Below are 26694 nucleotides of genomic sequence, written 5' to 3' on the forward strand. Positions count from 1 at the left end.
GTAGAAGGAAGTACGAACTCGTCCCCTCCGAAGCGCCACCACGACACGGGGTGTCCGGTCTGTCTCGACGCTATGCCGCAGGGGGAGACGAGCGGGGGGTAATCAGCCATTCTCGGCGCCCGGCAGGGGTGTGACGCTGCTCTCGGCACCGTCCGTCCCGTGGGTGCGCCCGGCCTCCCGGGAGCCTCGGTGGCTCCCTCCCGCCCGCGAGGACCAGCGACCGCCGCCCGGACACGGATGACGTCCGTGCTCACCGGGCGCAGGGCAGGGACGACGACGTCCCCGCGAGCTATCGCGCTGATCACGCCACAAGGCTATCCCTCCGGACGGGGGGCACGTCATGAGCCGTATGTGTACAAATCCGAGGGTCGAACTTTGACGTTCTGCACAGTACCCACCGCGCACTTTTGAGCTTACCTCCGCGCAAGCGAGCCTATACGCGCCACCCGGGAAGCCATAGCCTGACGAGGAGAACCCTGCCGCAGCGAGGGGAGCCCACCATGACGGCCAAGATCCTGATCGTGACCGGCGACGCGGCGGAGTCGCTGGAGGTCCTCTACCCCTACCAGCGCCTCCGCGAGGAAGGGTACGAGGTCGACATCGCCGCCCCGAGCCGCAAGACGCTCCGGTTCGTGGTCCACGACTTCGAACCGGGCTACGACACCTACACCGAGAAACCCGGCTACACCTGGCCCGCCGACCTGGCGTTCTCCGAGGTCGACCCCGGTCAGTACGTCGCCGTGGTCGTCCCCGGCGGCCGGGCCCCGGAGTACCTGCGCAACGACCCCGAGCTGCGCAAGATCCTCAAGTCGTTCTTCGACACCGACAAGCCGGTCGCCCAGATCTGCCACGGCCCGCTGCTCACGGCCGCCGTGGACGCGCTGTCGGGGCGCCGCGTCACCGCGTACCCCGCCCTCGAACTCGACATGCAGACCGCCGGCGCCACCTTCCAGGACGCCGAGACCGTCGTCGACGGCGCCCTCGTCTCCGCCCGCGCCTGGCCGGACCACTCCGCCTGGATGCGGGAGTTCCTCAGGGTGCTGCGGGCGAAGGCGCCGGTGACCTGAAAGGCGGAAGGTCGTGACGTAAAGGCGGAGAGCGAGGTGGGCCGGGGGTCACGCGGCGAGCCGCTCGGCCTCCTCGACGGCCTCCTCCAGGGTGTCCACGACGGGCACGCCGACCCCCTCCAGGCTGGCGCGACTGTGGGAGCCCCCGGTGTAGAGCACGGCCTGTGCGCCCACGTGCAGGGCGGCGACCGCGTCGTCGGCGGCGTCCCCGATCACCACGGTCCGTCTCGGCTCCACCCCCACGAGCCGACGCAGATGCCGCACCATGTGCTCGGCCTTGCTGCCTCCGGAGGGCCCGGTGCGCCCGTCGACCCGTACGAAGTGGGGCTCGATACCGAACCCCCGCACCAGCGGAACCAGCTCCTCATGCACATACATGCTGAGGATCGACTGGCTGCGCCCGCCGGAGACCCACTCGGTGAGCAGCCCCGGCACTCCGTCGGTCAGCCCACAGGCCACCCGGTGCTCGGCGTAGTACCGGTGAAAGACCACATCCATGGCCTCCCACTCCTCGTCCGTGGGCAGCCGCCCGATCAGCCGCTCGTAGAACTTCGGCACCGGCACGCAGTACAGCTCCCGGTACCGCTCCAGCGTGATCGGCTCGATCCCCAGCTCCGCGAACGCCGCGTTCGTCGCCCCGATGATCGCCTCGTTGTCATGGAACAGCGTCCCGTTCCAGTCCCAGACGATATGCGCCCCGACTCCGTTCATCCCCATACCCGAAAACGTACCCCGCGCCACCGACAGGACAGTCCTGCCCCGTGGAGCAGAGGGCACCGCGCACCCCCGCCCCCGTCCCGAGGCGCCCCCATCCGGGCCAGGTCAGCCCTCCAACCCCACCAGGTTCGGAATCTCCTGGGTCGCGTACCAGAGCAACTCGTGATCATCGGCCCCGTCCACGATGAACTGCGCGTCATCGTCCCCCTGATCCGCCGCGCCCAACGCGTCCGCGGCCTCGCCCACCTCCCCCTCGGCCTCCACCGAGTCGACATGCACAGCCGCGGCCTTGCTCAGCGGCACCGGCCCGGCCACCCGCACCTCCCCGAGCGCCACCGGATCGAGCCCCCGGTCGGGATCGGCCACCGCATCCCGGTCGGCCACATCAACGGCCACCACGACCCGCCGCCGAGCCGCGCCCGGATCCACGGCCACCAGCCGCAACGACGCGAGCGCCGCCCGGTTCAGCGCCGCGTACTCCAACTCCTCGATGTCGTCGGACAGGTACCACTCCCGCAGAGCGGGCGTGACGGCGTACGCGACGAACGCCCCCTCCCCCAGCTCACCCGTCTTGTACGCCTCGGCGAGCCCGGGAAGGGTCAGGGGGACGTAGACGCGCATGGCAGTCCGCTTTCGTAGTCGTTGTCACGCTTCTCGGATCACGTCGGAGGACCGCGGAGCACTCTCCGCGCGACGCAACGCATGTCGACGGTCCTCGCGAAGCCTCCTCCAAAGGACCTTCAGGATACGTGTGGGCGTCCCCTTTCGAGCCCCCGCCCAGCCCTCCGGAGGCGTCCACCCCGCGCCCTCCGACTCACCCGGTGCAACCCGGCCCGGTCGGCCCCGCTCCCCCTCGCCGTCACCCTGATAGGTGAACATTTCGCGGCCCCCGCCGCCCCGCCACGCTCCCTTGCGAGCGCCCCCTCCCCCCTCGTAACAAGATCCCCAACGCCAAGTTACCGACTGGTACCCGGCGGCCTCACCGACGAACGGGGATCCCCGATGAACAAGGTCATGACCAGGACCAAGCGCCACCCCGGCACCCGCCCGCCCGTCCGCCACGACCCCCGCCGCCCCGGCCGCACCCCGTCCCGCACGAAGCCGGCGGCCGGCCGCCTCGCGACGCCCCAGCACCGGGCATCTGCCGCACCCGCGACACCCCCGCCCCCGCCCCACACCGGCCCCGTCCCCCAGCCCCGCCCCACCGACCGCTTCGCCGACCTCCTCCTCGCCGTACTCAGCGGCCGCCGCCCGGTCCACAGCATGCTGCGCCACACCGCCGGCAGGGCCTACGACGAACTGGCCCGGCTCGCCGAACGCGGGCCCCTGCGCAGCCCTCACGCCACCCACCCCGTCGTCCGGGACATCGGCTACTACGTGGCGGCCCCGGGCGCCCTGGAGGTCTTCGCCCGGATCGGCGCGGGCGACCGCGTCCGCGCCATGGCCTTCCGCCTGGAACACGGCCCCGACCACCGCTGGCGCTGCACAGCGCTGGAACTCGACGGCCCGAGGCTCCCCCTCCCGGACGACGACTGAGCCACACGACGACCGAGCCGCGCGACGCCCCGGGCCGAGACAGCGAAAGGGCCGGACACCCGAAGATGCCCGGCCCTTCCCAGCCTCACGACCTACCGCTCACCGCGCGCCACACGAAAGCCCCGTACGAACGTCACGCACGGAACGCCCAGCGCGGCGCGCACTCGCCCCTCCCGGGGCGAACCCTCACTTCTTGCGGCGGCGGCTCGCCTTGCCCTGCTGCTTGCGGCGCTCCGCGCGGGTGAGGCCGTCGGCCTCGGAACGGATCGGCTCGTCCTCGGGCAGGTCGCCCTCGACGATGCCGCCCTCGCCGTCGACCGTGGGAGCGGAGAAGTGCAGACGGTCACGCCGCTGCGGCGCCTCCAGGCCCTTCGCCCGGATCTCCGGCCGCGAGGCACCCGCCTGCGCCGGCACCGCGTCGCTCTTGTCCAGGGACGGCTTCGCGTCCTCGACCGGCACCTCCTCGACCTGCTGCTCGACCTGGACCTCCAGGTTGAACAGATAGCCGACGGACTCCTCCTTGATGCCCTCCATCATGGCGGTGAACATGTCGAAGCCCTCACGCTGGTACTCGACCAGCGGGTCCTTCTGGGCCATCGCGCGCAGGCCGATGCCCTCCTGGAGGTAGTCCATCTCGTAGAGGTGCTCACGCCACTTGCGGTCCAGCACCGACAGCACCACACGGCGCTCCAGCTCACGCATGATCTCGGAGCCGAGCTGCGCCTCACGCGCCTGGTACTGCTCGGTGATGTCGTCCTTGATGGACTCGGCGATGAACTCGGCGGTCAGCCCGGCCCGGTCCCCGGCGGCCTCCTCCAGCTCCTCGACGGTGACCTTCACCGGGTAGAGCTGCTTGAAGGCGCCCCACAGCCGGTCGAGGTCCCACTCCTCGGCGAAGCCCTCGGCCGTCTCGGCCTGGATGTAGGCGTCGATGGTGTCGTCCATGAAGTGCTGGATCTGCTCCTGCAGATCCTCGCCCTCCAGGACGCGGCGACGCTCGCCGTAGATGACCTCGCGCTGCCGGTTGAGGACCTCGTCGTACTTGAGGACGTTCTTCCGGGTCTCGAAGTTCTGCTGCTCGACCTGCGACTGGGCCGAGGCGATCGCGCGCGTGACCATCTTGTTCTCGATCGGCACGTCGTCCGGCACGTTCGCCATGGACATCACGCGCTCGACCATCTGGGCCTTGAACAGACGCATCAGGTCGTCACCGAGCGACAGGTAGAAGCGTGACTCGCCCGGGTCGCCCTGACGGCCGGAACGACCGCGCAGCTGGTTGTCGATCCGGCGGGACTCGTGCCGCTCGGTGCCCAGGACGTACAGACCGCCGAGGGACTCGACCTCTTCCTTCTCGGCCTTCACCGCCGCCTCGGCCTTGGCGAGCGCCTCGGGCAGGGCGTGCGCCCACTCCTCGATGTGCTCCTCGGGGTCGAGGCCGCGCTGGCGCAGCTCCGCCTCCGCGAGGTCCTCGGGGTTGCCGCCGAGCTTGATGTCCGTACCACGGCCGGCCATGTTCGTCGCGACGGTGACGGCGCCCTTGCGGCCGGCCTGGGCGACGATCGTCGCCTCCCGGTCGTGCTGCTTGGCGTTGAGCACCTCGTGCTGCACACCGCGCTTGCTGAGCTGCTGCGACAGGTACTCGGACTTCTCGACCGACGTCGTGCCGACGAGGATCGGCTGGCCCTTCTCGTGCTTCTCGACGATGTCGTCGACGACCGCCTCGAACTTGGCGACCTCGGTGCGGTAGATCAGGTCGGACTGGTCCTTGCGGACCATCGGCCGGTTGGTCGGGATCGGCACCACACCGAGCTTGTAGATCTGGTGGAACTCGGCGGCCTCGGTCATCGCCGTACCGGTCATGCCGCACAGACCGGGCTGTTCCTTGCCGTTGTGGTCGTGGCGCTTGTAGAGGCGGAAGAAGTTCTGCAGGGTGATCGTGGCGAGCGTCTGGTTCTCGTCCTTGATGTCCACCCCTTCCTTCGCCTCGATCGCCTGGTGCATGCCCTCGTTGTAGCGGCGGCCGGCGAGGATACGGCCGGTGTGCTCGTCGACGATCATGACTTCGCCGTCCATGACGACGTAGTCCTTGTCCTTCTTGAAGAGCTCCTTGGCCTTGATGGCGTTGTTCAGGTAGCCCACCAGCGGCGTGTTCACCGACTCGTAGAGGTTGTCGATGCCCAGCCAGTCCTCGACCTTGGAGACACCGGCCTCGTGGATGGCGACGGTGCGCTTCTTCTCGTCGACCTCGTAGTCGCCGGTCTCCTCGATGCCCTTGAGCTGGTTGCCGGGCTCGCCCTTCTTCAGGCGCGTGACCAGCTTGGCGAAGTCGCCGTACCACTTGGTCGCCTGGTCGGCCGGGCCGGAGATGATCAGCGGCGTGCGGGCCTCGTCGACGAGGATGGAGTCGACCTCGTCGACGATCGCGAAGTTGTGGCCGCGCTGGACGAGCTCGTCCTTGGACCACGCCATGTTGTCGCGGAGGTAGTCGAAGCCGAACTCGTTGTTCGTGCCGTAGGTGATGTCGCAGTTGTACTGCTCGCGGCGCTGGGCCGGCGTCATGTTGGCGAGGATGCAGCCGACGCTCAGACCCAGGAACTTGTGGACGCGACCCATCATCTCGGAGTCGCGCTCGGCCAGGTAGTCGTTGACCGTGATCAGGTGCACGCCCTTGCCCGCCAGCGCGTTCAGGTACGCGGGCAGCGTGCCGACGAGGGTCTTGCCCTCACCGGTCTTCATCTCGGCGACGTAGCCGAGGTGGAGGGCGGCGCCGCCCATGATCTGCACGTCGTAGTGGCGCTGGCCGAGTGCGCGCTTGGCGCCCTCGCGGACGGTGGCGAACGCCTCGGGGAGCAGGTCGTCGAGGGTCTCACCGTCGGCGTACCGCTGCTTGTACTCCTCGGTGAGGGCTCGCAGCTCGGCGTCGGAGAGGTCGACGAAGTCCTCTTCGATGGAGTTGACCTGGTCCGCGATGCGGTGCAGCTTGCGCAGGATTTTGCCTTCGCCTGCACGCATGATCTTCGAGAGGACGGACACGGGGGTTTGTCTCCTTGCCGGTCGGGCCTGGGACGGTCGGTTTCAATGACAGTTGGCAGTTTTCAATCACAGCTTGAGCAACGGCCATCGTAAGCGAGGACCCCGCCGTGCCGGGAGGTCTGGCAGTGACAGCTACCAGGACAACGGGTGGGCGTTGCGGATGGTGCCGCGTTCCGCCCACGAAATGCGCGAATTGTGACCGCCCCTTCACCGCCCGTGCGCCGCGCCCGCCCTCCGTAATGACATGGCGCCCGTCCGCTCCGGCGAGCAGAATCGCCCGATGGACCCCGTCACCCTGACCACCGAGCGCCTGCTGCTGCGCACCGTGGACCGGCGCGACACCGACACGGTGTACGCCGCCGCGCAGGACCCGGACATCCAGCGCTGGACCACGATCCCCTCCCCCTACCGGCGGGAGCACGCGGTGGGTTTCGTGGAGCAGGCCGTTCCCGAGGGCTGGGCCACCGACTCGATGTTCACCTTCGGTCTCTTCCCGGCCTCGGGCGAACTGGCGGGCATGCTCGGCATCACCATGCGCTCCCCCGGCACCGGCGAGATCGGCTTCTGGGCCACCAGGGAGCACCGCCGCCGCGGCTACATCGCGGAGGCGACCCGCGCCGCCGCCCACTGGTCCTTCACGACCCTTGCCCTGGACCGCCTCGAATGGCGCGCCGAGGTGGGCAACACCGCCTCCCGCGCGGTCGCCGAACACACCGGCTTCACCCTCGAAGGCACCCTCCGCTGCGCCCTCGACAACAACGGAGTCCGCCGCGACTGCTGGATAGCCTCCCTACTCCCCTCAGACCTGGGCCTCCCTTCGACGGCGCCCTACCTACCGGCCCGGCCTTGATGTCCACCCGACTGCGGGCGGCCATCGCGGCTCGTCACCGCGCCCGCCCCGACCCATTTCCCCAGCTCAACCCCGCCTGTCAGTCCCCTCGCCTACCCTGCGGAGCATGACCTCCCTCCCGCGCCCCACCACAGAACTCACCGCAGACGAGGCCCGCCGCATCGCCCTCCGGGCACAGGGCTTCCTCGGCGCCCCGGACCGCAGATCCGGCGTCCGCGGCGTCCTGCGGCACCTGGGCGCGGTCCAACTCGACACCATCTCGGTCCTCGCCCGCTCCCACGAACTCATCCCCTACGCCCGCCTCGGCGCGGTGGGCCGCGCCACGGTCGACAAGGCCTACTGGTCGACGGCGGCCACCGGCACCTCACCGGCCCACCCCCACGCCTTCGAGTACTGGTCCCACGCCGCCTGCATCCTCCCCATCGAGGAGTGGCCCCACTTCGCCTTCCGCCGCCGCGCCTACCGGGCGCGCCCCCAGTGGGGCCACCAACTCCCGGACGGCGCCTACGACCGCGTCATCAAGCAGCTTCGCGCGGAGGGCCCCCTGACCGCCACGGAACTGGGCGGAGCCAAACGCACCAGCGAGTGGTGGGACTGGTCGGGCGAGAAGGTCGCCGTCGAACGCGCCCTGATGTACGGCGAGGTGGTCTGTGTGGAACGCCGTGGCTGGAAGCGGGTGTACGACCTCGCCGAGCGCGCGATCCCGGGAGACCTCCTCCACGACGAGCTGGACGACACAGAGTGCGTGCGTCGTCTGGTCCGCCTGGCCGGCGAGGCCCTGGGCGTCGGCACCCGCGCGGACATCGCCGACTACCACCGGCTCAAGGGCGAGCAGTTCGACGCGGTGGTCGCCGACTCGGGCCTGGTCCCGGTGACGGTGGCGGGCTGGGCCAAGCCCGCCTGGGCCGACCCCGCGGCCCTGGCCGCACCCCCGCGTGGCCGCCACCGCACCACGCTGCTGTCCCCGTTCGACTCCCTCATCTGGGAACGGGCCCGCACGGAACGCATCTTCGGCTTCACCCACCGCCTGGAGGCGTACGTCCCCAAACAGAAGCGGATTCACGGCTACTTCGCGATGCCGGTCCTGTCCGGCGGCCGCCTGGTGGGCCGCGTCGACCCCGCCCGCGACGGCCGCACCCTGGTCGCCAAGCAGGTCACCCTCGACGGCCCCAAGGCGATCCCGGCGGTCGCCCAAGCCCTCCTGGAGGCCGCGACCTGGGTCGACTGCACCGACGTACGCGTGGAACGGGTGGACGCCCCGGAACTGCGCGAGCCCCTGCAGCGCGCACTCGCCTAGGGTCTAGCGGATCTCCAGGATCTTCTCCCGCATCGCGTACACCACGGCCTCCATCCTGGAGTGCAGCTGCAGCTTCTCCAGGATGTTGCGCACATGGTTCTTCACGGTGTTCTCGGAGATGAACAACTCCTTGGCGATGTCCCGGTTGTTCATCCCGGTCGCCACGAGTTTGAGCACTTCCAGTTCCCGGTCGGTCAGCCGCGGCGCCGGCACCAGGCGCCGCTCGTCCGTCCGCTGGATCATGGACTTGAACTCGGTGAGCAGCTTCGACGCCATCGAGGGGCTGATCTGCGACTGCCCGTCGGCCACCGCGCGAATGGCGGTGGCCACCTCGTCCGTGGAGATCTCCTTGAGGAGATAACCGGTGGCCCCCGCCTTGATCGCGTCGTAGAGGTCGGCCTCCTCGTCGCTGATCGTCAGCATGATGATCTTCGCGCTGGGGGCCACCTCCTTGATGGAGGTGCACGCCTCGATACCGCCGCGCTTGGGCATCCGCACGTCCATCAGCACGATGTCGGGCAGCAGATCCGCGGCCTTGTCGACCGCCTCCGCCCCGTCACCGGCCTCGCCGACGACCTGGATGTCCTCCTCGGCGGCGAGCACGATCTCCAGTCCGCGGCGAAATAGCGCGTGGTCGTCCACCACGAGAACGCGGATCGGTTCCTTGCGCGGGGAGCCCGCGGCGGATCCCATGCCGACGGAGCCTTCGTCGGCATCCTGGTCACGCATCGGTCCGAAACTGCTGTCCGCCATCGTTCCTCCCCCTGAAGGCCGTGGCCTGTCTTTCTGTGCCATCGCCAACCCAAGGCAACGGCCCGCCGGTTGGGGCCGGTTCGGCCATGATTTCATGCCCCGCCGACACCGCGGTGACAGAGCGGGCCACAAGGGGTCGCACACCGGTGCCCCTGGGGGCGCACAAGCGCTCCAGGGGCACCGGCTCAGCTGTTACCCGGCGCGGTCAGCCGCCGAGCGCGCCGCCCGCGGCGTCCGAGTGCGCCTGGGCGACCATCGGGTCCGTGCTGAGGTGGATGACGCCGTAGTCGTAGGCGTGCCGCCGGTAGACGACACTCGGTTCCTTGGTCTCGGAGTCGACGAAGAGGTAGAAGTCGTGCCCGACCAGCTCCATCTCGTAGAGAGCCTGGTCGAGGGTCATCGGGGAAGCGACGTGGGTCTTCTCGCGGACGATGAGGGGGCCTTCACCCTTCACCTCCAGCGAACCGATCTTCTTGGTGGGTACGGCGTCCGACTGCTCCTCGTCGGCGACGTATCCGTTGCCGTTGAGGGTGGCCACGCCGGGGACGTGGTCGGCCACCTCCGCGGCCGTGAGCCTGCGCGCGCCTCGGCGCGTGTAACGCTTGTCGTGCTGCTTGCGCAGCCGGGCTTCGAGCTTGTCCGCCGCCAGGTCGAGCGCCGCATACGGATCGCTGGCCGCTGCCTCCGCCCGGATCACCGGTCCGCGTGAGTGGAGCGTGATCTCCACCCGGTCACTGCGGTCGGCCTGTCGGGGGTTGGGCTCCTTGGACACCTCGACGTCGAGGCTGATCACCTTGCCGTCGAGCTTCTGGATCTTCTCCAGCTTCAGCTTCTCGGCCACGTGCTTGCGGAACCGCTCGGGCACCTCGGTCTTGCGGCCCTTGACGACGATGTCCACGCAGAACTCCGTTCCCGGATCGCTCCGCTCCACTGGCGGAGCATCTCCCTTGTGCACCAGGTTCCGGCGACTCCCGGAACCGCGGACTCGGTGACTTCCACCTCCTCCTCCCCCGTGGGCAAGATCTCCACCCCACCGGCGCGGGGTGATTCAGAAAACCCGCAGCACAGCATTCGGATATGTGGTGAACGGCCGGGGCCATTCCCTCACAACCGAACATATCTCGCTCGGACGGATGTCGTCACCCTCTACCGAGACGTACCTCCGTTCAGGTGAATTGACCCTCTTATTACCTGCAACGATGCAAGTCAGCGGTCAGTTCCGGTTTATTTGGAAAGAGTCGGGAGGCGCGGCGACCACCGCCGCCCGGAGCCCGTCTCCGGCGTCTTCCGAGCGGGCCCTTCCCGTCACCCCTCGTGTTCGGGCCCCCTCCTTTCTCCTCGCTCCCGCTCCGTACTCCCCCGACACCGCCACCCACGGGCCCCTCGCCGCCCGCACCGCCCGTGCCGCCTCCGCGAGCGAGGCACCGGTCGTCATCAGGTCGTCCACGAGCACGACCGCACCACCGTCCAGCAACCGGTCACCCCCGGCGGCCACCTCCAGGGCGCCCGCGAGGTTGTCCAGCCGCTGCCGGGAGTCCAGCCCCGACTGATCGGCCACGGCCCGTCGCTGCCGCAGCACCCCTGCCACCCGGGCCGGTGTCCCGGTGCGCCGCAGCACCCCGGCCGCCGCGAGCGCGATCCGCCGCGCCGGGTCGTGCCCCCGCGCCCGCACCGCCCGTCGCGCGGACGGCACCGGAACCAGCAGCACCGGCCCCTCACCGCCGCCCGCCCGCACGGCCCCCGCCAAGGCCGTGCCGAGTGGTCCGGCGAGCGCCAGCGCACCCCGTTCCTTGTGCGCGATCAGCGCGGCCCGCACCGCGTCCTCGTACGGCGCCACGGCGTGCACCACCGGGAGCCCGGACGGCTCCGGCTCCGGTCGTACCCGACACGGCACGGCCCCGGTCAGAGCCGCGCGGCACTCCGGGCAGAGCACCGCGCGAGGCCTCCCGCAACCTCCGCACTCGGCCGGCAGCACCAGATCCGTGAGGTCCTGCCACCACCCCCGCATGCCCACCACTGTGCCAACGCATGCGGCCCCCTGCCACCCCTGTGGACAACCACCTGTGGACAACCCACCGCAACGACAGAGGGGTTGTCACCCACACGAACGACGGGTGCCCGAAGAAGACCGAACGCCACCCCAAAATGACCGACCGCCCAAAAAACCGGCCACAACCGAACCCACGCCCCCGCCAGCCACCGCCACACGAGCCGGAAGTCCCCCAGCACCCGGCCTGGACGACCCGGCCGACACCGTGCCTTCACCACCGAAGTCCGGGAGGCCTCGCGGCGAGCCCGCGAACCGGTGCCGACTCCGACGAGACGAGGCACCGTCACCCGGACTCACCCCGGATAGACCGGCGCCGACCCCTCCTTGACCACCGTCTGCCACTGCTGCCCCGGCGACAGCCGTACGATCCCGTCGGCCGAGTGCGCGACCAGCGGCTGGCTCTCGTCCTCGGACGCGGCGATCTCCTCCACGCCGGTGAGCGCGGAGGGCCCGGAACCCGGTATCGGGGAGCCGTCGACCCGGACGTACCGCATCTGCTGCACCCCACCGGGTTCGCGCCCCACGACCACGAGCTGGCTGTCGCCGGCCCACGACATGGCGGTGACGTCCTCCAGGTCCGGCGTCACGGACCGCAGTTCGACGATCGAGACGGTGGTGCTCTCCGCGTCGGCGTCCCGCTCGATGCGCCCGATGTAGAGCGCCCGCTTGCCCTTGCTCTCCAGGATCAGCGCGATGCGCACCCCGTCGGCGGCCACCCGCACCGCCTCGATGCGCCCGTCGAGGTTGGGCGTCCGGACCTCCAGCGGCTCACCCATGCCGTCCGCCAGGACCAGCAGCCGCGGCTTCTCGGGGTCGCGGTCGGCCACCCACAGGTCGCCCCGCCCGTCCCAACTGGGCGTCGTCAGCCGGTCCTTCGCGGTGGCACCGCCGCTGCGCAGGACGGGATCGCCGAGCGTGCCCTCGGCCGTCATGTGTGTCACATACAGCTCGCTGCCGTCGGCCGACACTCCCGCCGCCCGGTCCTCGCCACGCGACACGGCCGCGGACCTCAGCTGCTTCTCGCCTTCACCGAGCGCCCCGGGAACCGGCGACGGCGTCGTCACGGGATCCCGATCGGACAGCCGCACGAGCTTGTGGTCGCCGTCGATGAGGTACTCGTACCCCGCGCCCCCGTCGACGCCGTGCGAGGCGACCGTACCGGCGTCGTTCTCTCCGAGCGCACACAACAGGGCGCCCTTCGACCCCTGCAGCTCCACCTCGTCCACACCCGTGGGCATGTAGTCCTGGAGGGTGAACAGGAGTTGGGCCGCCATCTCCCGGCATCTGCTGGCCGAGACGCGGTTGGCCTTCTTGTTCAGGGGCACGACCAGCCTGTTCTGGTCGTCGGGCGTCAGTGCCTTCGTGCCCTTCAGCAGGGCCGTACCGGACGGAAAACTCGTCCTCGCGACCGGGTTGAGCCAGCTGGTGGGACCCTCCAGCAGATCCCGGACCACCTGGGTCACCGGGTCGACCTGGCTACGCACATAGACGGGGTCGGCAACCGTCCCGGGCTCACCGGACTGCGCGGCGGAGGTGAAGTAGTACTTGTTGATGGACTCGTAGTTGCGCACGAAGTCCGACCGGCCGAGCACCACACCCTGCGGCAACTCGTCGATGCGCCACTGCCCGGTCCCCTTCACGCGCGTGAGGTGCACGAGCTTGCGGTACTGACCGCTCGTGGGCGTGTACGCGTGCTGCCCGTCGACCCGGGCCACGTTCTTCCCGGACAGCTCGAACCCGTACTCGTCGGCCTCCGGCCGCTCCCCCGTGACCCGGGTGAAGGCGGTGGGTGCCTCGTCGAGGACGGTGGTCGACCGCGCCGGGTCCCAGGTCTTCAGCGCGTCGCCCGTAAGGTACTTGCGGGCCGTCTCGTAGTTCACATCGTCGCTGGTCAGGGCCTCCAGGAAACCCTGCACGATCTCCTGCGGCTCGGCGTCCGGTGCGGGCGGCAGCGCGAAGACCCGCACCTTGGCGTCCTGCCTGGGGGTGGACTCGACATCGCGCATGTCCCCGCTGTCCGGCATCGAGGCGCATCCCGCCAGCAGTACGGCACCGATGCCGACGTACGCCGTCGCCCGCACCGGACGCCCACGGCCGCGTTTCGCACGGTCAGCGTCCACGGAATGCCTCCCCCTGCTCGTGCTGCCGCTCCACGGCGCTCTCGGCCGGCTGCTCCTCGGCGCGGCCCTCGTGTCCTTCGCCGTCCCCGGTCCGCCGCGCGGGCACCGCCGGGGACGGGGTTGCGGACGGTGAGCCGGGCCGGGGCACCACACGCGCGCCGCTGCCCGGCAGTGCCGTCGGGTCCGCCGTGGGAGCCTGTCCGGCGCCCGGCCGGGGCCCTATGGCCGCCCGCGCGCCACCGTGCTCACCGGCCTGGACCGGCACCGTGGCGAGCTTGCCGCCACCGCCGAGCGGCAGACCGGCGTCGCTGAGTCCGCGGTTGCGCCGGGAGTCCTTCGGTTCCAGCGGTATCGGGGACCCGCGCAGCGGCTCGTCCGCCGTCCTCGGCAGCGTGAGCCGGAACTGGGAACCGCCGCCCGGCTCACCCCACGCCTGCAGCCAGCCCCCGTGCAACCGGGCGTCCTCCAGGGCGATCGACAGCCCCAGACCCGTACCACCGGTGGTACGCGCGCGTGCCGGGTCCGCCCGCCAGAAGCGGCTGAACACCCGCGTCGCCTCGCCCGGCTTGAGTCCCACTCCGTAGTCCCGCACCGCGACGGCGACCGCGCCGCCGGCCGCCGCGAGCTTGACCACGACGTCCTTGCCCTCGCCGTGCTCCACGGCGTTGACCACGAGGTTGCGCAGCACCCGCTCCACCCGTCGGGCGTCGGCCTCGGCCACGACGGGCTGCTGGTCCCCCAGCACCCGTATCCGGGTCCCCTTGCGCTCGGCGAGCGGCTCGGCCCCGCTGACGACCTTCCGCACGACCTCGCGCAGATCTATCGGCTCGGCCTCCAGGGCCGCCGCGCCCGCGTCGAACCGGCTGATCTCCAGCAGGTCCGCCAGCAGTGACTCGAACCGGTCCAACTGATCGGCCAGCAGCTCGGCCGACCGGGCGGTCACGGGATCGAAGTCCACGCGCGCGTCATGGATGACGTCCGCCGCCATCCGCACCGTCGTCAGCGGCGTCCGCAACTCGTGCGACACGTCGGAGACGAACCGCCGCTGCATCCGCGACAGGTCCTCCAACTGCTGGATCTTCAGCTGGAGGTTCTGCGCCATCTTGTTGAAGGCCTCGCCGAGCCGTGCGATGTCGTCCTCGCCACTGACCTTCATCCGCTCCTGAAGACGCCCGGCGGACAGCCGCTCGGCGATCCCCGCTGCCATCCGCACGGGCGTGACCACCTGCCGCACCACCAGCCAGGCGATCGCTCCGAGCAGCACGACCACGAACAGCCCGGCCGTCGCCAGCGTCCCCTTGACCAGACTCAGGGACTTCTCCTCCTGAGTGAGCGGGAAGAGGTAGTACAGCTCGTACTGGTTGCTCTTGTGGTCGCTGACCTGCTTGCCGATGATCAGCCCCGGCTGGGACTCCTGACCGTTGTCGTAGTAGATCCGCGTGTAGCTCTGGACGGCACTGGTGCCGTCGTCGACCTGCTCACGCAACTCCACGGGCACACTGAGGTCCCATTGCACGCCCCCGGAGGCACGCGGTGCGAGCCCCCCGGTGTCGCCGTCGGCGGAGGCGGGACTGAGCGTCACGACGTCGAACGCGCCCTGGCCACCGCTGGAGAGCGAGTCCACCAGGGTGGTCATCCACTCGACGACGTTCTGCGACCGGTCGCCGCCCGGCTCCGTGCTGTCGTTCCCCGTCCCGTCCGCGTCGCTGACCGCCTTCTGCTCGGCGACGGTGAAACCACCGGTGGCCTGGCTCTGCGAGGCCTTGACCTTGGCGTCCAGCAGCCCGTTACGGACCTGCCCGATGACGACGAAGCCCAGCAGCAGCACGACGCTGAGCGACATCAGCAGGGTCGTCACCACGATCCTGAGCTGGATGTTGCGTCGCCACAGCCGCATCACGGGCAGCAGCGGTCGACGCACCCAGCGCATGAACAGCCTCAGGACCGGGCTGCCCTGGACCCCGCCCTGCAGCAACCCGCCGTCGAGGAGGCGCCCCCAACGGGAACCCGACTTCCGGCCGACAGGCCGCTCCGCGCGGGTCCCCGGCTGGCCGGGCGCCGAAGCGGCACTGTCACCGGACATGTCAGCTGGGCCCTGCCTTGTATCCGACACCACGGACGGTCACCACGATCTCCGGCCGCTCCGGGTCCTTCTCGACCTTGGAACGCAGCCGCTGCACATGAACATTCACCAGACGGGTGTCCGCCGCGTGGCGGTACCCCCAGACCTGCTCCAGCAGGACCTCCCGGGTGAACACCTGCCACGGCTTGCGTGCCAGCGCGACCAGCAGATCGAACTCCAGCGGCGTCAGCGCGATGGACTGCCCCTCGCGCTTCACGGAGTGCCCGGCCACATCGATGACCAGGTCACCGATGGCGAGCTGCTCCGGCGCCGGCTCCTCCGACCTCCGCAGCCGCGCCCGGATCCGGGCGACCAGCTCCTTCGGCTTGAAGGGCTTCACGATGTAGTCGTCCGCGCCCGACTCCAGGCCCACGACCACATCGACGGTGTCGCTCTTGGCCGTGAGCATCACGATCGGCACCCCGGACTCCGCCCTGATCAGGCGGCACACCTCGATCCCGTCCCGGCCCGGCAGCATCAGATCCAGCAGCACCAGGTCCGGTTTGGCCTCACGGAACGCGGCCAGCGCCTTGTCGCCGTCGGCTACGAAAGACGGCTCAAAACCTTCACCACGCAACACGATGCCGAGCATCTCGGCCAGTGCGGTGTCGTCGTCGACGACAAGGACTCGTCCCTTCATGAATGCCATCATCCCATTAACTAAATCGTTACCTGGCGTGACCTGTCACACAGCCCTGCCAGCGCCTCACCGGTCACTGGCGAAACAACCCCCTCCTCGGTGACGATCGCGGTCACCAACTCGGGCGGCGTCACATCGAACGCCGGGTTGTACGCCTGGGTCCCCAGCGGTGCCACCGCGACCCCACCTCCCGCTTCCGCTCCCGCCACCGGCACCTGCGGCGCCGTGATCTCCGTCACCTCATGACCCGCGCGCTGCTCCACCTCGATGGACGCCCCGTCCGGGGTACCAAGATCCACCGTCGTCACCGGCGCCACCACGATGAACGGCACGTGGTGGTACCGGGCGAGGACCGCGAGCGGATAGGTCCCGACCTTGTTCGCCACCGAACCGTCGGCGGCGATCCGGTCGGCACCCACCAGCACGGCGTCCACCTCACCCGCGGCGAACAACGAGCCCGCGGCATTGTCCGTGAGCAAGGTGTACGCCATTCCGCTGCGCGCCGCCTCATAAGCGGTCAGCCGGGCGCCCTGCAGCAACGGCCGCGTCTCGTCCACCCACAGCCGCCGCAGCCGTCCCACCCGGTGTGCCGCGAGCGCCACCGCGAACGCGGTGCCCTCACCACCCGAGACCAGCGCCCCGGTGTTGCAGTGCGTGAGCACCCGGTGCCCGCCGCCCGGCAGCAGCTCGTCGAGCAGCGCCAGCCCGTGCGCGGCCATACGGGTACTGGCCTCGGCGTCCTCCCGGTGCAGCGCCCGCGCCGCGGCGAGCGCCGCCTCCGCGGCCTGCTTCTGGTCCCCCGTACGACCGAGCTCGGCCCGGTGCGCGGCCCGCGCCCGTCCCACCCCGACCGCGAGGTTCACCGCGGTGGGCCGGGCGCCCTCCAGCGCGTCGGCGGCCTCGTCCACGTCGAAGCCCCGCGCGGCGGCGAGCGCGACGCCGTACGCCCCGGCGATCCCCAGCAGTGGCGCCCCGCGCACGGCGAGCGAACGGATCGCCTCCACCAGCGCGGGCGCGTCCGTGCAGACCAGCTCGACCTCCTCGGCCGGCAGTCTCGTCTGGTCGAGGAGGACCAGGACGGGACCTTCGGGTGGCTCGTCCCAACGGATCGCCGGTATCTCGGTGGGCCGGATGTCGTCGCCGGATCGCGCGTACTGATCAGCCATGCGGTCAGTCTGCCCCGTATCCGTCGGACAATTGAAGGTGCGCAGCGGATACGGCCCCCGATCACTTCCCGGACACCGCGTGGCACGATGGGCGCCAACCTGCCGCCGCGACCGCGGACGAGCACCGTGAAGGAGCGACGATGAAGGACACTCCGGGCTGGGCCTCGCCCGGATCCGCCCCCTCGGGCGGCGAGCAGCCGGACCAGCAGGACCCCGCACAGCCGACGGACCCGACCGGCGCCGGCCAGGCGCAGCCGACGGACCGGCCGGGCACGAACCAGGCGCAGCCGCCGTCCAAGTGGTCCAAGGCGCAGCCGCCGCCCGCCCAGTGGTCCGCTCCGAATCCGCAGGCCCCCGGCCAGTCCTCGCCACCGCCCCCGCCCGTCCCGGGCTGGGGCGGCCACCCCGGCCCTCAGCACCCCGCTCCCGGTGGCTACGGCCCGCCCGGCGGCCCCGGAGTCCCCGGCGGCCACCCCGGATACGGCGCCCCCGGCCCCGGCTACGGCACTCCCGGCTGGGGCGGCGGCTGGGGAGGCCCCCCGCCCGCCGCCAAGCCCGGTGTGATCCCGCTGCGTCCGCTCGGCATCGGCGAGATCCTCGACGGGGCCGTCTCCACCATGCGCACGCACTGGCGCACGGTCCTCGGCATCTCCCTGGCCGTCGCGGTCGTCACCCAGATCGGGGTCATCCTGCTCCAGGGCCTCATCCTCAACGACACCGCGAGCACGGACGCCCTCAACGACCCGACCGCCACCCCCGGCGAACTGGGCCGCGCCCTGGGCGACACCCTGCTGAGCACCTCCGTCGTCATGGTGATCTCCCTGCTGGGCACCATCATCGCGACGGCCCTGCTCACGACCGTGACCAGCCGCGCCGTCCTCGGCAAGTCGGTCACCACCGCCGAGGCCTGGCGGGACGCCCGCCCGCAACTCCTCCGACTGGGCGGCCTGACCGTCCTGCTCCTCGTGATCGCCGCCCTGATCATGGCCGTGGGCATCACACCCGGCGTCCTGCTCGCCGCGGGAGGCTCCACCGGAGCCGGCGTACTCCTCGCCCTCCTCGGCGGCCTCGGCGCCTTCGTGCTCACCGTGTGGCTGATGATCCGCTTCTCCCTCGCCTCTCCCGCCCTGATGCTGGAGAAGCAGGGGGTCCGCAAGTCGATGAGCCGCTCCGTCAAGCTCGTGCGCGGCTCGTGGTGGCGCGTCCTCGGCATCCAGCTGCTCGCCGCGATCATCTCCTACGTCGTCGCGTCGATCGTCGTGATCCCCTTCTCCTTCGCGGGCGCCGCCCTCGACGGCGACGGCATCTCCGGCCTCCTCGCCACCGGCGGCACCGCGCTGGGCTGGACCTACCTCGTCATCAGCGGCGTCGGCGCGGTGATCGGCTCCACGCTCACCTTCCCGATCAGCGCCGGTGTCACCGTGCTCCTCTACATCGACCAGCGCATCCGCCGTGAGGCCCTCGACCTCGAACTGGGCCGCGCCGCCGGCCTCCAGGGCTACGGCGACGCACCGGGCGCCACCCCGGGGAGCTGATGGGGTGACACGGTCGGGGGGAGCACTGACAGCCGTACCGATGTCGTGGCTCACGGCGGACGAGCCGCCCATCACCCTCCCGCGCGATCCCGCGCGGGAGGCGGCCCGTCGCGAACTGTCCAAGGGCATGTACCACGAGAACGACCCCAGCTGGTACGAGCGCGCCCTGGACGCCTTCTGGGACTGGCTCGACAAAGTGTTCGGCGCCGCCTCGACCGCCACACCCGGCGGCACACTCGGCCTCGTCGTCATCGTCCTGGCCGTGCTCGCCCTCCTCGGAGCACTGTGGTGGCGCCTCGGCACCCCGCGCCGCGCCCCGGCCTCCTCCGCCGTGCTCTTCGACGACCGGCCGCGCAGCGCCATGGAACACCGCGCCGCCGCCGAGGCACAAGCCGCCCAGGGCCACTGGAACCAGGCCGTCCAGGAACGCATGCGCGCCGTCGTCCGCTCGCTGGAGGAACGCGCCCTGCTCGACGTGCGCCCCGGCCGCACCGCCGACGAGGCGGCCTCCGAGGCGGGCTCGGTGCTCTCCGCCCACGCGGACCGGCTGCACGCCGCCGCCCGGGACTTCGACGACGTCACGTACGGCGGCCGATCCGCCGTCGAAGGAACGTACCGCCGCCTCGCGGATCTCGACACCGACCTGGAGCGCGCCAAGCCCGCCCCGGCGAGCAGCACCCCCAGCACCGCGAGCACGGCACGGAACACCCACCCGGGAGCCGCAGAATGACCACCGGGACGACGCCCCCCTCCACCTCGGTCTCGCCCACGGCCCGTCAGGTGTGGACCCGCGCGCGCGGCGTCGTCCTCGCGGCGGTCGTCCTCCTGGCGGCCGCAGCCGTGATCGCCGTGATCCGCTCCGGCGCGGAACACGGCCGTCTGGACCCCCGCTCCGCCGACACCGACGGCAGTCGCGCCGTCGCCGAACTCCTGGACGACCGGGGCGTGTCCACCCGACTGGTCACCACCCTCGACGAGGCCGGCGCGGCCGCCGACCCCGACACCACCCTCCTGGTCGCCGTCCCCGACCTGCTCACCGACTCGCAGCAGCTCCGCCTGCGCGAGGCGACCGAGGCCTCCGGCGGCCGCACGGTCCTCGTCGCCCCCGGTCCGCCGTCCGTGCACGGCCTCGCCCCCGGAGTCACCGCGGACGCGGCCCTCAGCCTCGACTCCACCCTCACGCCCCGCTGCGAACTGCCCGCCGCCCGCCGCGCGGGCAGCGCCGACACCGGCGGGCTCCGCTACCACGTCACAGCGCGCGCGGCCGACACCTGCTACCCCGAGGACGGCCTGCCCACCCTGGTCCGCGTCCCGGCGGCCGGGGGAGACGGCGACACCGTCGTCCTCGGCGCCCCCGACATCCTCCTCAACAGCAGCCTCGACGAGCAGGGCAACGCCTCCCTCGCCCTCCAACTCCTCGGCTCGCGCCCCCATGTGGTCTGGTACCTCCCCTCGCTCTCCGACGACGCGGCCCCCGACGCGGGCAACCGCAGCTTCGTCGACCTGCTCCCCTCGGGCTGGTTCTGGGGCACCCTGCAGCTCTTCGTCGCCGCAGTCCTCGCGGCCCTCTGGCGGGCACGCCGACTGGGTCCCCTGGTGCCCGAGAAACTCCCCGTCGCGATCCGCGCCTCCGAGACCGTCGAAGGCCGCGCCCGCCTCTACCGCAAGGCCAACGCCCGCGACCGCGCGGCCGCCGCTCTTCGCTCCACCACCCGCACGCGCCTCGCCCCCCTCGTAGGTGTCCCCGTCCCCCGGGCCCATGCGCCCGAGGCCCTGCTCCCCGCCCTGTCCACGCACCTCCACGGCGACGGACAGCCCCTGCACGCCCTCCTCTTCGGCCCGCCGCCCGGCGACGACAAGGCCCTCATCGCCCTGACCGACCAACTCGACGCCCTCGAAAGAGAGGTACGCCGTTCATGATGGACCCGACCACTGACAACGCCGGGACCACCGGGGACCCGGGCACCGCCCGTGCCTCCCTGGAGGCCCTGCGCGCCGAGATCGCCAAAGCCGTGGTCGGCCAGGACCCCGCCGTGACCGGTCTCGTCGTCGCCCTCCTCTGCCGCGGACACGTCCTCCTGGAGGGAGTCCCCGGGGTGGCCAAGACGTTGCTCGTGCGGGCTCTCGCATCCGCGCTCGATCTCGACACCAAGCGCGTCCAGTTCACCCCGGACCTGATGCCGAGCGATGTCACCGGCTCCCTGGTCTTCGACACCCGCACCGCCGAGTTCTCTTTCCAGCCCGGCCCGGTCTTCACCAACCTCCTCCTCGCGGACGAGATCAACCGCACCCCACCGAAGACCCAGTCGTCCCTGCTGGAGGCCATGGAGGAACGCCAGGTCACGGTCGACGGCACCCCCCGCCCGCTCCCGGACCCGTTCCTGGTCGCCGCGACCCAGAACCCCGTCGAGTACGAGGGCACCTATCCCCTCCCCGAAGCCCAACTGGACCGCTTCCTCCTCAAACTGACGGTCCCGCTCCCGTCCCGGCAGGACGAGATCGACGTCCTCACCCGGCACGCCGAGGGCTTCAACCCCCGCGACCTGCGCGCCGCCGGCGTACGCCCCGTCGCGAACGCCGCCGACCTCGAAGCCGCCCGCGCCGCCGTGGCCAAGACGACGATCTCCCCCGAGATCACCGCCTACGTGGTGGACATCTGCCGCGCCACCCGCGAGTCCCCGTCCCTCACCCTGGGCGTGTCCCCCCGAGGCGCCACGGCTCTCCTCGCGGCATCCCGCGCCTGGGCCTGGCTGACGGGCCGCGACTACGTCATCCCCGACGACGTGAAGGCACTCGCGCTCCCGACCCTGCGCCACCGCGTCCAACTCCGCCCCGAGGCCGAGATGGAGGGCGTGACGGCCGACTCGGTCATCAACGCGATCCTCTCCCACGTCCCCGTGCCCCGCTGATGGCACCCACCGGACGCGCCGCGCTCCTCGCGGCCCTCGGCACCCTCCCCGTCGGCATCTGGGAACCCAGCTGGACGGGCATCCTGGCCGTGAACGCCCCGCTGGCCCTGGCCTGCGCCTGCGACTACGCCCTCGCCGCACCCGTGCGCTGCCTGGGCCTCCTGCGCTCCGGCGACACCTCCGCACGCCTGGGCGAGACCGCGGACGTCACCCTCACGGTCACCAATCCCTCCGGTCGGCCCCTGCGCGCCCACGTCCGCGACGCCTGGCCCCCCAGCAGCTGGCTCCCCGGCACCGAAGTGACCGCGTCCCGCCACCGGCTCACGATCCCCCCGGGCGAGCGCCGTCGCGTCACCACCCGCCTGCGCCCCACCCGCCGGGGAGACCGCCAGGCGGACAGGGTCACGATCCGCTCGTACGGCCCCCTCGGCCTCTTCGCCCGCCAGGGCAGCCACCGAGCGCCCTGGACCGTACGGGTGCTCCCCCCGTTCACCAGCCGCAAGCACCTGCCGTCCAAACTGGCCCGCCTCCGCGAATTGGACGGCCGCACCAGCGTCCTGACCCGAGGCGAGGGCACGGAGTTCGACAGCCTCCGCGAGTACATCCCCGGCGACGACACCCGCTCCATCGACTGGCGCGCCACAGCCCGCCAGTCCTCGGTGGCCGTACGCACCTGGCGTCCCGAACGCGACCGCCACATCCTCCTCGTCCTGGACACCGGCCGAACCTCGGCGGCTCGTGTGGGCGACGCCCCCCGCCTCGACGCCTCCCTGGACGCGGCCCTGCTCCTGGCCGCCCTGGCCTCCCGCGCCGGCGACCGCGTGGACCTGCTGGCCTACGACCGCCGCGTACGCGCCCTCGTCCAAGGCCGCACAGCGGGAGACGTCCTTCCGTCCCTGGTCAACGCCATGGCTCTGCTGGAACCCGAGCTCGTCGAAACGGACGCCCGGGGCCTCACCGCCACAGCGCTCCGTACGGCACCCCGCCGAGCCCTGATCGTCCTCCTCACCACACTCGACGCGGCCCCGGTCGAACAGGGCCTCCTCCCCGTCCTGTCCCGCCTCACCCAACGCCATACGGTCGTGGTGGCCTCCGTGGCCGATCCGCACATCGCCCGCATGGCGAACTCCCGAGGCACCACGGACGCGGTCTACGAGGCCGCCGCGGCCGCCCAGGCCCAAGCGGACCGCCACCGTACCGCCGATCAACTGCGTCGCCACGGCGTCACGGTCGTCGACGCGACGCCGGACAACCTGCCGCCGGCTCTGGCCGACGCGTACCTGTCGCTGAAGGCTGCCGGGCGTCTCTAATTCCCCTCCCCACCTCATTCTCACGGGAAGGGGAGAGAGGCCCGGAAAGGGCCCGTAAATGCAGAAAGCCCCCGCCGGGTCTCCCGGCAGGGGCTTTCTCAAAAATTGTTCGGCGGCGTCCTACTCTCCCACAGGGTCCCCCCTGCAGTACCATCGGCGCTGTAAGGCTTAGCTTCCGGGTTCGGAATGTAACCGGGCGTTTCCCTCACGCTATGACCACCGAAACACTATGAAACTATGAATACCGCACCATCCCTCGTGACCATGAGAAATGGGGTTGTTCGTGGTTTCAGAACCAACACAGTGGACGCGAGCAACTGAGGACAAGCCCTCGGCCTATTAGTACCAGTCAACTCCACCCGTTACCAGGCTTCCATATCTGGCCTATCAACCCAGTCGTCTACTGGGAGCCTTACCCCATCAAGTGGGTGGGAATACTCATCTCGAAGCAGGCTTCCCGCTTAGATGCTTTCAGCGGTTATCCCTCCCGAACGTAGCCAACCAGCCATGCCCTTGGCAGAACAACTGGCACACCAGAGGTTCGTCCGTCCCGGTCCTCTCGTACTAGGGACAGCCCTTCTCAATATTCCTGCGCGCGCAGCGGATAGGGACCGAACTGTCTCACGACGTTCTAAACCCAGCTCGCGTACCGCTTTAATGGGCGAACAGCCCAACCCTTGGGACCGACTCCAGCCCCAGGATGCGACGAGCCGACATCGAGGTGCCAAACCATCCCGTCGATATGGACTCTTGGGGAAGATCAGCCTGTTATCCCCGGGGTACCTTTTATCCGTTGAGCGACGGCGCTTCCACAAGCCACCGCCGGATCACTAGTCCCGACTTTCGTCCCTGCTCGACCCGTCGGTCTCACAGTCAAGCTCCCTTGTGCACTTACACTCACCACCTGATTGCCAACCAGGCTGAGGGAACCTTTGGGCGCCTCCGTTACCCTTTGGGAGGCAACCGCCCCAGTTAAACTACCCATCAGACACTGTCCCCGATCCGGATCACGGACCCGGGTTAGACATCCAGCACGACCAGACTGGTATTTCAACGACGACTCCACCCGAACTGGCGTCCGAGCTTCACAGTCTCCCAGCTATCCTACACAAGCCGAACCGAACACCAATATCAAACTGTAGTAAAGGTCCCGGGGTCTTTCCGTCCTGCTGCGCGAAACGAGCATCTTTACTCGTAGTGCAATTTCACCGGGCCTATGGTTGAGACAGTCGAGAAGTCGTTACGCCATTCGTGCAGGTCGGAACTTACCCGACAAGGAATTTCGCTACCTTAGGATGGTTATAGTTACCACCGCCGTTTACTGGCGCTTAAGTTCTCAGCTTCGCCACCCCGAAGAGTGACTAACCGGTCCCCTTAACGTTCCAGCACCGGGCAGGCGTCAGTCCGTATACATCGCCTTACGGCTTCGCACGGACCTGTGTTTTTAGTAAACAGTCGCTTCTCGCTGGTCTCTGCGGCCACCCCCAGCTCAAGCAGCAAGTGCTATCACCAGGTGTGGCCCCCCTTCTCCCGAAGTTACGGGGGCATTTTGCCGAGTTCCTTAACCATAGTTCACCCGAACGCCTCGGTATTCTCTACCAGACCACCTGAGTCGGTTTAGGGTACGGGCCGCCATGAAACTCGCTAGAGGCTTTTCTCGACAGCATAGGATCATCCACTTCACCACAATCGGCTCGGCATCAGGTCTCAGCCACAAGTGCGACGGATTTACCTATCGCACGGCCTACACCCTTACCCCGGGACAACCACCGCCCGGGATGGACTACCTTCCTGCGTCACCCCATCACTCACCTACTGCAAGTCTGGTTCGTCGGCTCCACCACTCCCCTTCACCCGAAGGATCCGGGACGGCTTCACGGACTTAGCATCGCCTGGTTCGATGTTTGACGCTTCACAGCGGGTACCGGAATATCAACCGGTTATCCATCGACTACGCCTGTCGGCCTCGCCTTAGGTCCCGACTTACCCTGGGCAGATCAGCTTGACCCAGGAACCCTTGGTCAATCGGCGCAAACGTTTCTCACGTTTGTATCGCTACTCATGCCTGCATTCTCACTCGTGAACCGTCCACAACTCGCTTACACGGCTGCTTCACCCGGCACACGACGCTCCCCTACCCATCACGATCCCCGTTGGGGGTATATATCGCAATGACACGACTTCGGCGGTACGCTTGAGCCCCGCTACATTGTCGGCGCGGAATCACTAGACCAGTGAGCTATTACGCACTCTTTCAAGGGTGGCTGCTTCTAAGCCAACCTCCTGGTTGTCTCTGCGACTCCACATCCTTTCCCACTTAGCGTACGCTTAGGGGCCTTAGTCGATGCTCTGGGCTGTTTCCCTCTCGACCATGGAGCTTATCCCCCACAGTCTCACTGCCGCGCTCTCACTTACCGGCATTCGGAGTTTGGCTAAGGTCAGTAACCCGGTAGGGCCCATCGCCTATCCAGTGCTCTACCTCCGGCAAGAAACACACGACGCTGCACCTAAATGCATTTCGGGGAGAACCAGCTATCACGGAGTTTGATTGGCCTTTCACCCCTAACCACAGGTCATCCCCCAGGTTTTCAACCCTGGTGGGTTCGGTCCTCCACGAAGTCTTACCTCCGCTTCAACCTGCCCATGGCTAGATCACTCCGCTTCGGGTCTTGAGCGTGCTACTAAAGTCGCCCTATTCGGACTCGCTTTCGCTACGGCTACCCCACCCGGGTTAACCTCGCAACACACCGCAAACTCGCAGGCTCATTCTTCAAAAGGCACGCAGTCACGAGACACCAAGCAAGCTTGATGTCCGACGCTCCCACGGCTTGTAGGCACACGGTTTCAGGTACTATTTCACTCCGCTCCCGCGGTACTTTTCACCATTCCCTCACGGTACTATCCGCTATCGGTCACCAGGGAATATTTAGGCTTAGCGGGTGGTCCCGCCAGATTCACACGGGATTTCTCGGGCCCCGTGCTACTTGGGTGTCTCTCAAACGAGCCGTACAGATTTCAGCTACGGGGGTCTTACCCTCTACGCCGGACCTTTCGCATGTCCTTCGCCTATCCATACGGTTTCTGACTCGTCTCACAGCCGGCAGACTGTGAAAGAGAGATCCCACAACCCCGTATACGCAACCCCTGCCGGGTCTCACACGCATACGGTTTGGCCTCATCCAGTTTCGCTCGCCACTACTCCCGGAATCACGGTTGTTTTCTCTTCCTGCGGGTACTGAGATGTTTCACTTCCCCGCGTTCCCTCCACACTGCCTATGTGTTCAGCAGTGGGTGACAGCCCATGACGACTGCCGGGTTTCCCCATTCGGAAACCCCCGGATCAAAGCCTGGTTGACGACTCCCCGGGGACTATCGTGGCCTCCCACGTCCTTCATCGGTTCCTGGTGCCAAGGCATCCACCGTGCGCCCTTAAAAACTTGGCCACAGATGCTCGCGTCCACTGTGCAGTTCTCAAACAACGACCAACCACCCGTCACACACCACCTACATGGTGCTTCACCGGGGCCGGCAACTGAAGGAAAGTTCATTCCCTCAGACACCCAACAGCGTGCCCGACCAGATTCCGTCC

General features: G+C 69.3%; 19 protein-coding genes and 2 rRNA genes. 9 read left to right on the forward strand and 12 right to left on the reverse strand.

Annotation, left to right across the window (positions count from 1 at the left end; translation table 11 throughout):
* The first annotated feature begins 500 nt into the window (after positions 1 to 500).
* The gene (locus tag GWK25_RS36975) at positions 501 to 1067 is read left to right on the forward strand and encodes a DJ-1/PfpI family protein (RefSeq protein ID WP_215455831.1); all 567 of its coding nucleotides are present in this window, start codon (positions 501 to 503) and stop codon (positions 1065 to 1067) included.
* Positions 1068 to 1115: 48 nt separating this feature from the next.
* Here the strand turns inward: GWK25_RS36975 and GWK25_RS36980 are convergent, their stop codons facing one another.
* Both GWK25_RS36980 and GWK25_RS36985 read right to left on the reverse strand, forming a co-directional pair.
* The gene (locus GWK25_RS36980; protein ID WP_215455832.1) at positions 1116 to 1784 is read right to left on the reverse strand and encodes an HAD family hydrolase; all 669 of its coding nucleotides are present in this window, start codon (positions 1782 to 1784) and stop codon (positions 1116 to 1118) included.
* A gap of 105 nt (positions 1785 to 1889) precedes the next feature.
* Positions 1890 to 2405 carry a hypothetical protein gene (locus GWK25_RS36985; protein ID WP_215455833.1) on the reverse strand — a complete coding sequence of 172 codons (516 nt, stop codon included), beginning with the start codon at positions 2403 to 2405 and terminating at the stop codon, positions 1890 to 1892.
* A gap of 381 nt (positions 2406 to 2786) precedes the next feature.
* On the opposite strand from GWK25_RS36985, the gene GWK25_RS36990 reads away from it, so the two are divergent.
* Positions 2787 to 3320 (forward strand): Rv3235 family protein, encoded by a 534-nt coding sequence (locus GWK25_RS36990; protein ID WP_215455834.1) that lies wholly within the window; start codon positions 2787 to 2789, stop codon positions 3318 to 3320.
* Positions 3321 to 3506: 186 nt separating this feature from the next.
* Here GWK25_RS36990 and secA read toward each other — a convergent pair whose 3' ends face one another.
* Positions 3507 to 6353: a preprotein translocase subunit SecA gene (secA, locus tag GWK25_RS36995; RefSeq protein ID WP_215455835.1), complete on the reverse strand. Its 2847-nt coding sequence runs from the start codon at positions 6351 to 6353 to the stop codon at positions 3507 to 3509.
* A 280-nt stretch (positions 6354 to 6633) separates the two neighbouring features.
* On the opposite strand from secA, the gene GWK25_RS37000 reads away from it, so the two are divergent.
* Positions 6634 to 7203, forward strand: a complete 570-nt coding sequence (locus GWK25_RS37000; protein WP_215455836.1) for a GNAT family N-acetyltransferase — start codon at positions 6634 to 6636, stop codon at positions 7201 to 7203.
* Positions 7204 to 7309: 106 nt separating this feature from the next.
* Positions 7310 to 8500, forward strand: coding sequence for a winged helix-turn-helix domain-containing protein (locus GWK25_RS37005; protein WP_215455837.1), 1191 nt, complete (start codon positions 7310 to 7312; stop codon positions 8498 to 8500).
* 3 nt (positions 8501 to 8503) lie between these two features.
* Here GWK25_RS37005 and GWK25_RS37010 read toward each other — a convergent pair whose 3' ends face one another.
* From GWK25_RS37010 to mtnA, 7 genes are all read right to left on the reverse strand, one after another.
* On the reverse strand, positions 8504 to 9253 hold the full coding sequence (locus GWK25_RS37010; RefSeq protein ID WP_184893352.1) for a response regulator transcription factor: 750 nt from the start codon (positions 9251 to 9253) through the stop codon (positions 8504 to 8506).
* A 205-nt stretch (positions 9254 to 9458) separates the two neighbouring features.
* Positions 9459 to 10151 (reverse strand): ribosome hibernation-promoting factor, HPF/YfiA family, encoded by a 693-nt coding sequence (hpf, locus tag GWK25_RS37015; RefSeq protein WP_374105775.1) that lies wholly within the window; start codon positions 10149 to 10151, stop codon positions 9459 to 9461.
* A gap of 315 nt (positions 10152 to 10466) precedes the next feature.
* Positions 10467 to 11261, reverse strand: a complete 795-nt coding sequence (locus GWK25_RS37020; RefSeq protein WP_215455839.1) for a ComF family protein — start codon at positions 11259 to 11261, stop codon at positions 10467 to 10469.
* Between the two features lie 335 nt (positions 11262 to 11596).
* Positions 11597 to 13423, reverse strand: coding sequence for an LpqB family beta-propeller domain-containing protein (locus GWK25_RS37025; RefSeq protein ID WP_215455840.1), 1827 nt, complete (start codon positions 13421 to 13423; stop codon positions 11597 to 11599).
* Positions 13413 to 15506 (reverse strand): MtrAB system histidine kinase MtrB, encoded by a 2094-nt coding sequence (mtrB, locus tag GWK25_RS37030; protein WP_215455841.1) that lies wholly within the window; start codon positions 15504 to 15506, stop codon positions 13413 to 13415. Before mtrB ends, GWK25_RS37025 begins: the two co-directional genes overlap by 11 nt.
* Position 15507: 1 nt before the next feature.
* The gene (gene mtrA / locus GWK25_RS37035; RefSeq protein ID WP_189823911.1) at positions 15508 to 16197 is read right to left on the reverse strand and encodes a two-component system response regulator MtrA; all 690 of its coding nucleotides are present in this window, start codon (positions 16195 to 16197) and stop codon (positions 15508 to 15510) included.
* Between the two features lie 8 nt (positions 16198 to 16205).
* Positions 16206 to 17351: an S-methyl-5-thioribose-1-phosphate isomerase gene (gene mtnA / locus GWK25_RS37040; RefSeq protein ID WP_215455842.1), complete on the reverse strand. Its 1146-nt coding sequence runs from the start codon at positions 17349 to 17351 to the stop codon at positions 16206 to 16208.
* A gap of 140 nt (positions 17352 to 17491) precedes the next feature.
* On the opposite strand from mtnA, the gene GWK25_RS37045 reads away from it, so the two are divergent.
* The 5 genes from GWK25_RS37045 to GWK25_RS37065 are packed head-to-tail and all read left to right on the forward strand — an operon-like array spanning position 17492 to position 23105.
* Positions 17492 to 18886 carry a glycerophosphoryl diester phosphodiesterase membrane domain-containing protein gene (locus tag GWK25_RS37045; protein WP_215455843.1) on the forward strand — a complete coding sequence of 465 codons (1395 nt, stop codon included), beginning with the start codon at positions 17492 to 17494 and terminating at the stop codon, positions 18884 to 18886.
* A 40-nt stretch (positions 18887 to 18926) separates the two neighbouring features.
* Complete coding sequence (locus GWK25_RS37050) at positions 18927 to 19616, forward strand: DUF4129 domain-containing protein (protein WP_215455844.1); 690 nt, start codon at positions 18927 to 18929, stop codon at positions 19614 to 19616.
* A complete protein-coding gene (locus tag GWK25_RS37055) occupies positions 19613 to 20806 on the forward strand; it encodes a DUF4350 domain-containing protein (RefSeq protein ID WP_215455845.1) in 1194 nt (397 codons plus the stop codon). Before GWK25_RS37050 ends, GWK25_RS37055 begins: the two co-directional genes overlap by 4 nt.
* Positions 20806 to 21795: a MoxR family ATPase gene (locus tag GWK25_RS37060; protein WP_215455846.1), complete on the forward strand. Its 990-nt coding sequence runs from the start codon at positions 20806 to 20808 to the stop codon at positions 21793 to 21795. Before GWK25_RS37055 ends, GWK25_RS37060 begins: the two co-directional genes overlap by 1 nt.
* Positions 21795 to 23105 (forward strand): DUF58 domain-containing protein, encoded by a 1311-nt coding sequence (locus tag GWK25_RS37065; protein ID WP_215455847.1) that lies wholly within the window; start codon positions 21795 to 21797, stop codon positions 23103 to 23105. Before GWK25_RS37060 ends, GWK25_RS37065 begins: the two co-directional genes overlap by 1 nt.
* Positions 23106 to 23212: 107 nt before the next feature.
* Here the strand turns inward: GWK25_RS37065 and rrf are convergent.
* Together rrf and GWK25_RS37075 are read right to left on the reverse strand one after the other, a co-directional pair.
* Positions 23213 to 23329 (reverse strand): 5S ribosomal RNA (rrf, locus tag GWK25_RS37070).
* A 95-nt stretch (positions 23330 to 23424) separates the two neighbouring features.
* Positions 23425 to 26548: ribosomal RNA gene (locus tag GWK25_RS37075) — 23S ribosomal RNA — on the reverse strand.
* Positions 26549 to 26694: the final 146 nt, after the last annotated feature.

This window comes from Streptomyces sp. ATCC 21386 (assembly GCF_018728545.1).
Taxonomy (GTDB): Bacteria; Actinomycetota; Actinomycetes; order Streptomycetales; family Streptomycetaceae; genus Streptomyces.

What these genes read in the sequence shown, in the direction of transcription:
- GWK25_RS37055 (WP_215455845.1), top strand. Translation starts at nt 19,613, where the DNA reads ATGACCACCGGGACGACGCCCCCCTCCACCTCGGTCTCGCCCACGGCC.
- GWK25_RS37010 (WP_184893352.1), bottom strand. Translation starts at nt 9,253, where the DNA reads ATGGCGGACAGCAGTTTCGGACCGATGCGTGACCAGGATGCCGACGAA.
- GWK25_RS37005 (WP_215455837.1), top strand. Translation starts at nt 7,310, where the DNA reads ATGACCTCCCTCCCGCGCCCCACCACAGAACTCACCGCAGACGAGGCC.
- GWK25_RS36990 (WP_215455834.1), top strand. Translation starts at nt 2,787, where the DNA reads ATGAACAAGGTCATGACCAGGACCAAGCGCCACCCCGGCACCCGCCCG.
- GWK25_RS37065 (WP_215455847.1), top strand. Translation starts at nt 21,795, where the DNA reads ATGGCACCCACCGGACGCGCCGCGCTCCTCGCGGCCCTCGGCACCCTC.
- GWK25_RS37060 (WP_215455846.1), top strand. Translation starts at nt 20,806, where the DNA reads ATGGACCCGACCACTGACAACGCCGGGACCACCGGGGACCCGGGCACC.
- mtrA (WP_189823911.1), bottom strand. Translation starts at nt 16,197, where the DNA reads ATGATGGCATTCATGAAGGGACGAGTCCTTGTCGTCGACGACGACACC.
- GWK25_RS36985 (WP_215455833.1), bottom strand. Translation starts at nt 2,405, where the DNA reads ATGCGCGTCTACGTCCCCCTGACCCTTCCCGGGCTCGCCGAGGCGTAC.
- GWK25_RS37020 (WP_215455839.1), bottom strand. Translation starts at nt 11,261, where the DNA reads ATGCGGGGGTGGTGGCAGGACCTCACGGATCTGGTGCTGCCGGCCGAG.
- mtnA (WP_215455842.1), bottom strand. Translation starts at nt 17,351, where the DNA reads ATGGCTGATCAGTACGCGCGATCCGGCGACGACATCCGGCCCACCGAG.
- GWK25_RS36975 (WP_215455831.1), top strand. Translation starts at nt 501, where the DNA reads ATGACGGCCAAGATCCTGATCGTGACCGGCGACGCGGCGGAGTCGCTG.
- GWK25_RS37000 (WP_215455836.1), top strand. Translation starts at nt 6,634, where the DNA reads ATGGACCCCGTCACCCTGACCACCGAGCGCCTGCTGCTGCGCACCGTG.
- mtrB (WP_215455841.1), bottom strand. Translation starts at nt 15,506, where the DNA reads ATGTCCGGTGACAGTGCCGCTTCGGCGCCCGGCCAGCCGGGGACCCGC.
- GWK25_RS37050 (WP_215455844.1), top strand. Translation starts at nt 18,927, where the DNA reads ATGTCGTGGCTCACGGCGGACGAGCCGCCCATCACCCTCCCGCGCGAT.
- GWK25_RS36980 (WP_215455832.1), bottom strand. Translation starts at nt 1,784, where the DNA reads ATGGGGATGAACGGAGTCGGGGCGCATATCGTCTGGGACTGGAACGGG.
- GWK25_RS37045 (WP_215455843.1), top strand. Translation starts at nt 17,492, where the DNA reads ATGAAGGACACTCCGGGCTGGGCCTCGCCCGGATCCGCCCCCTCGGGC.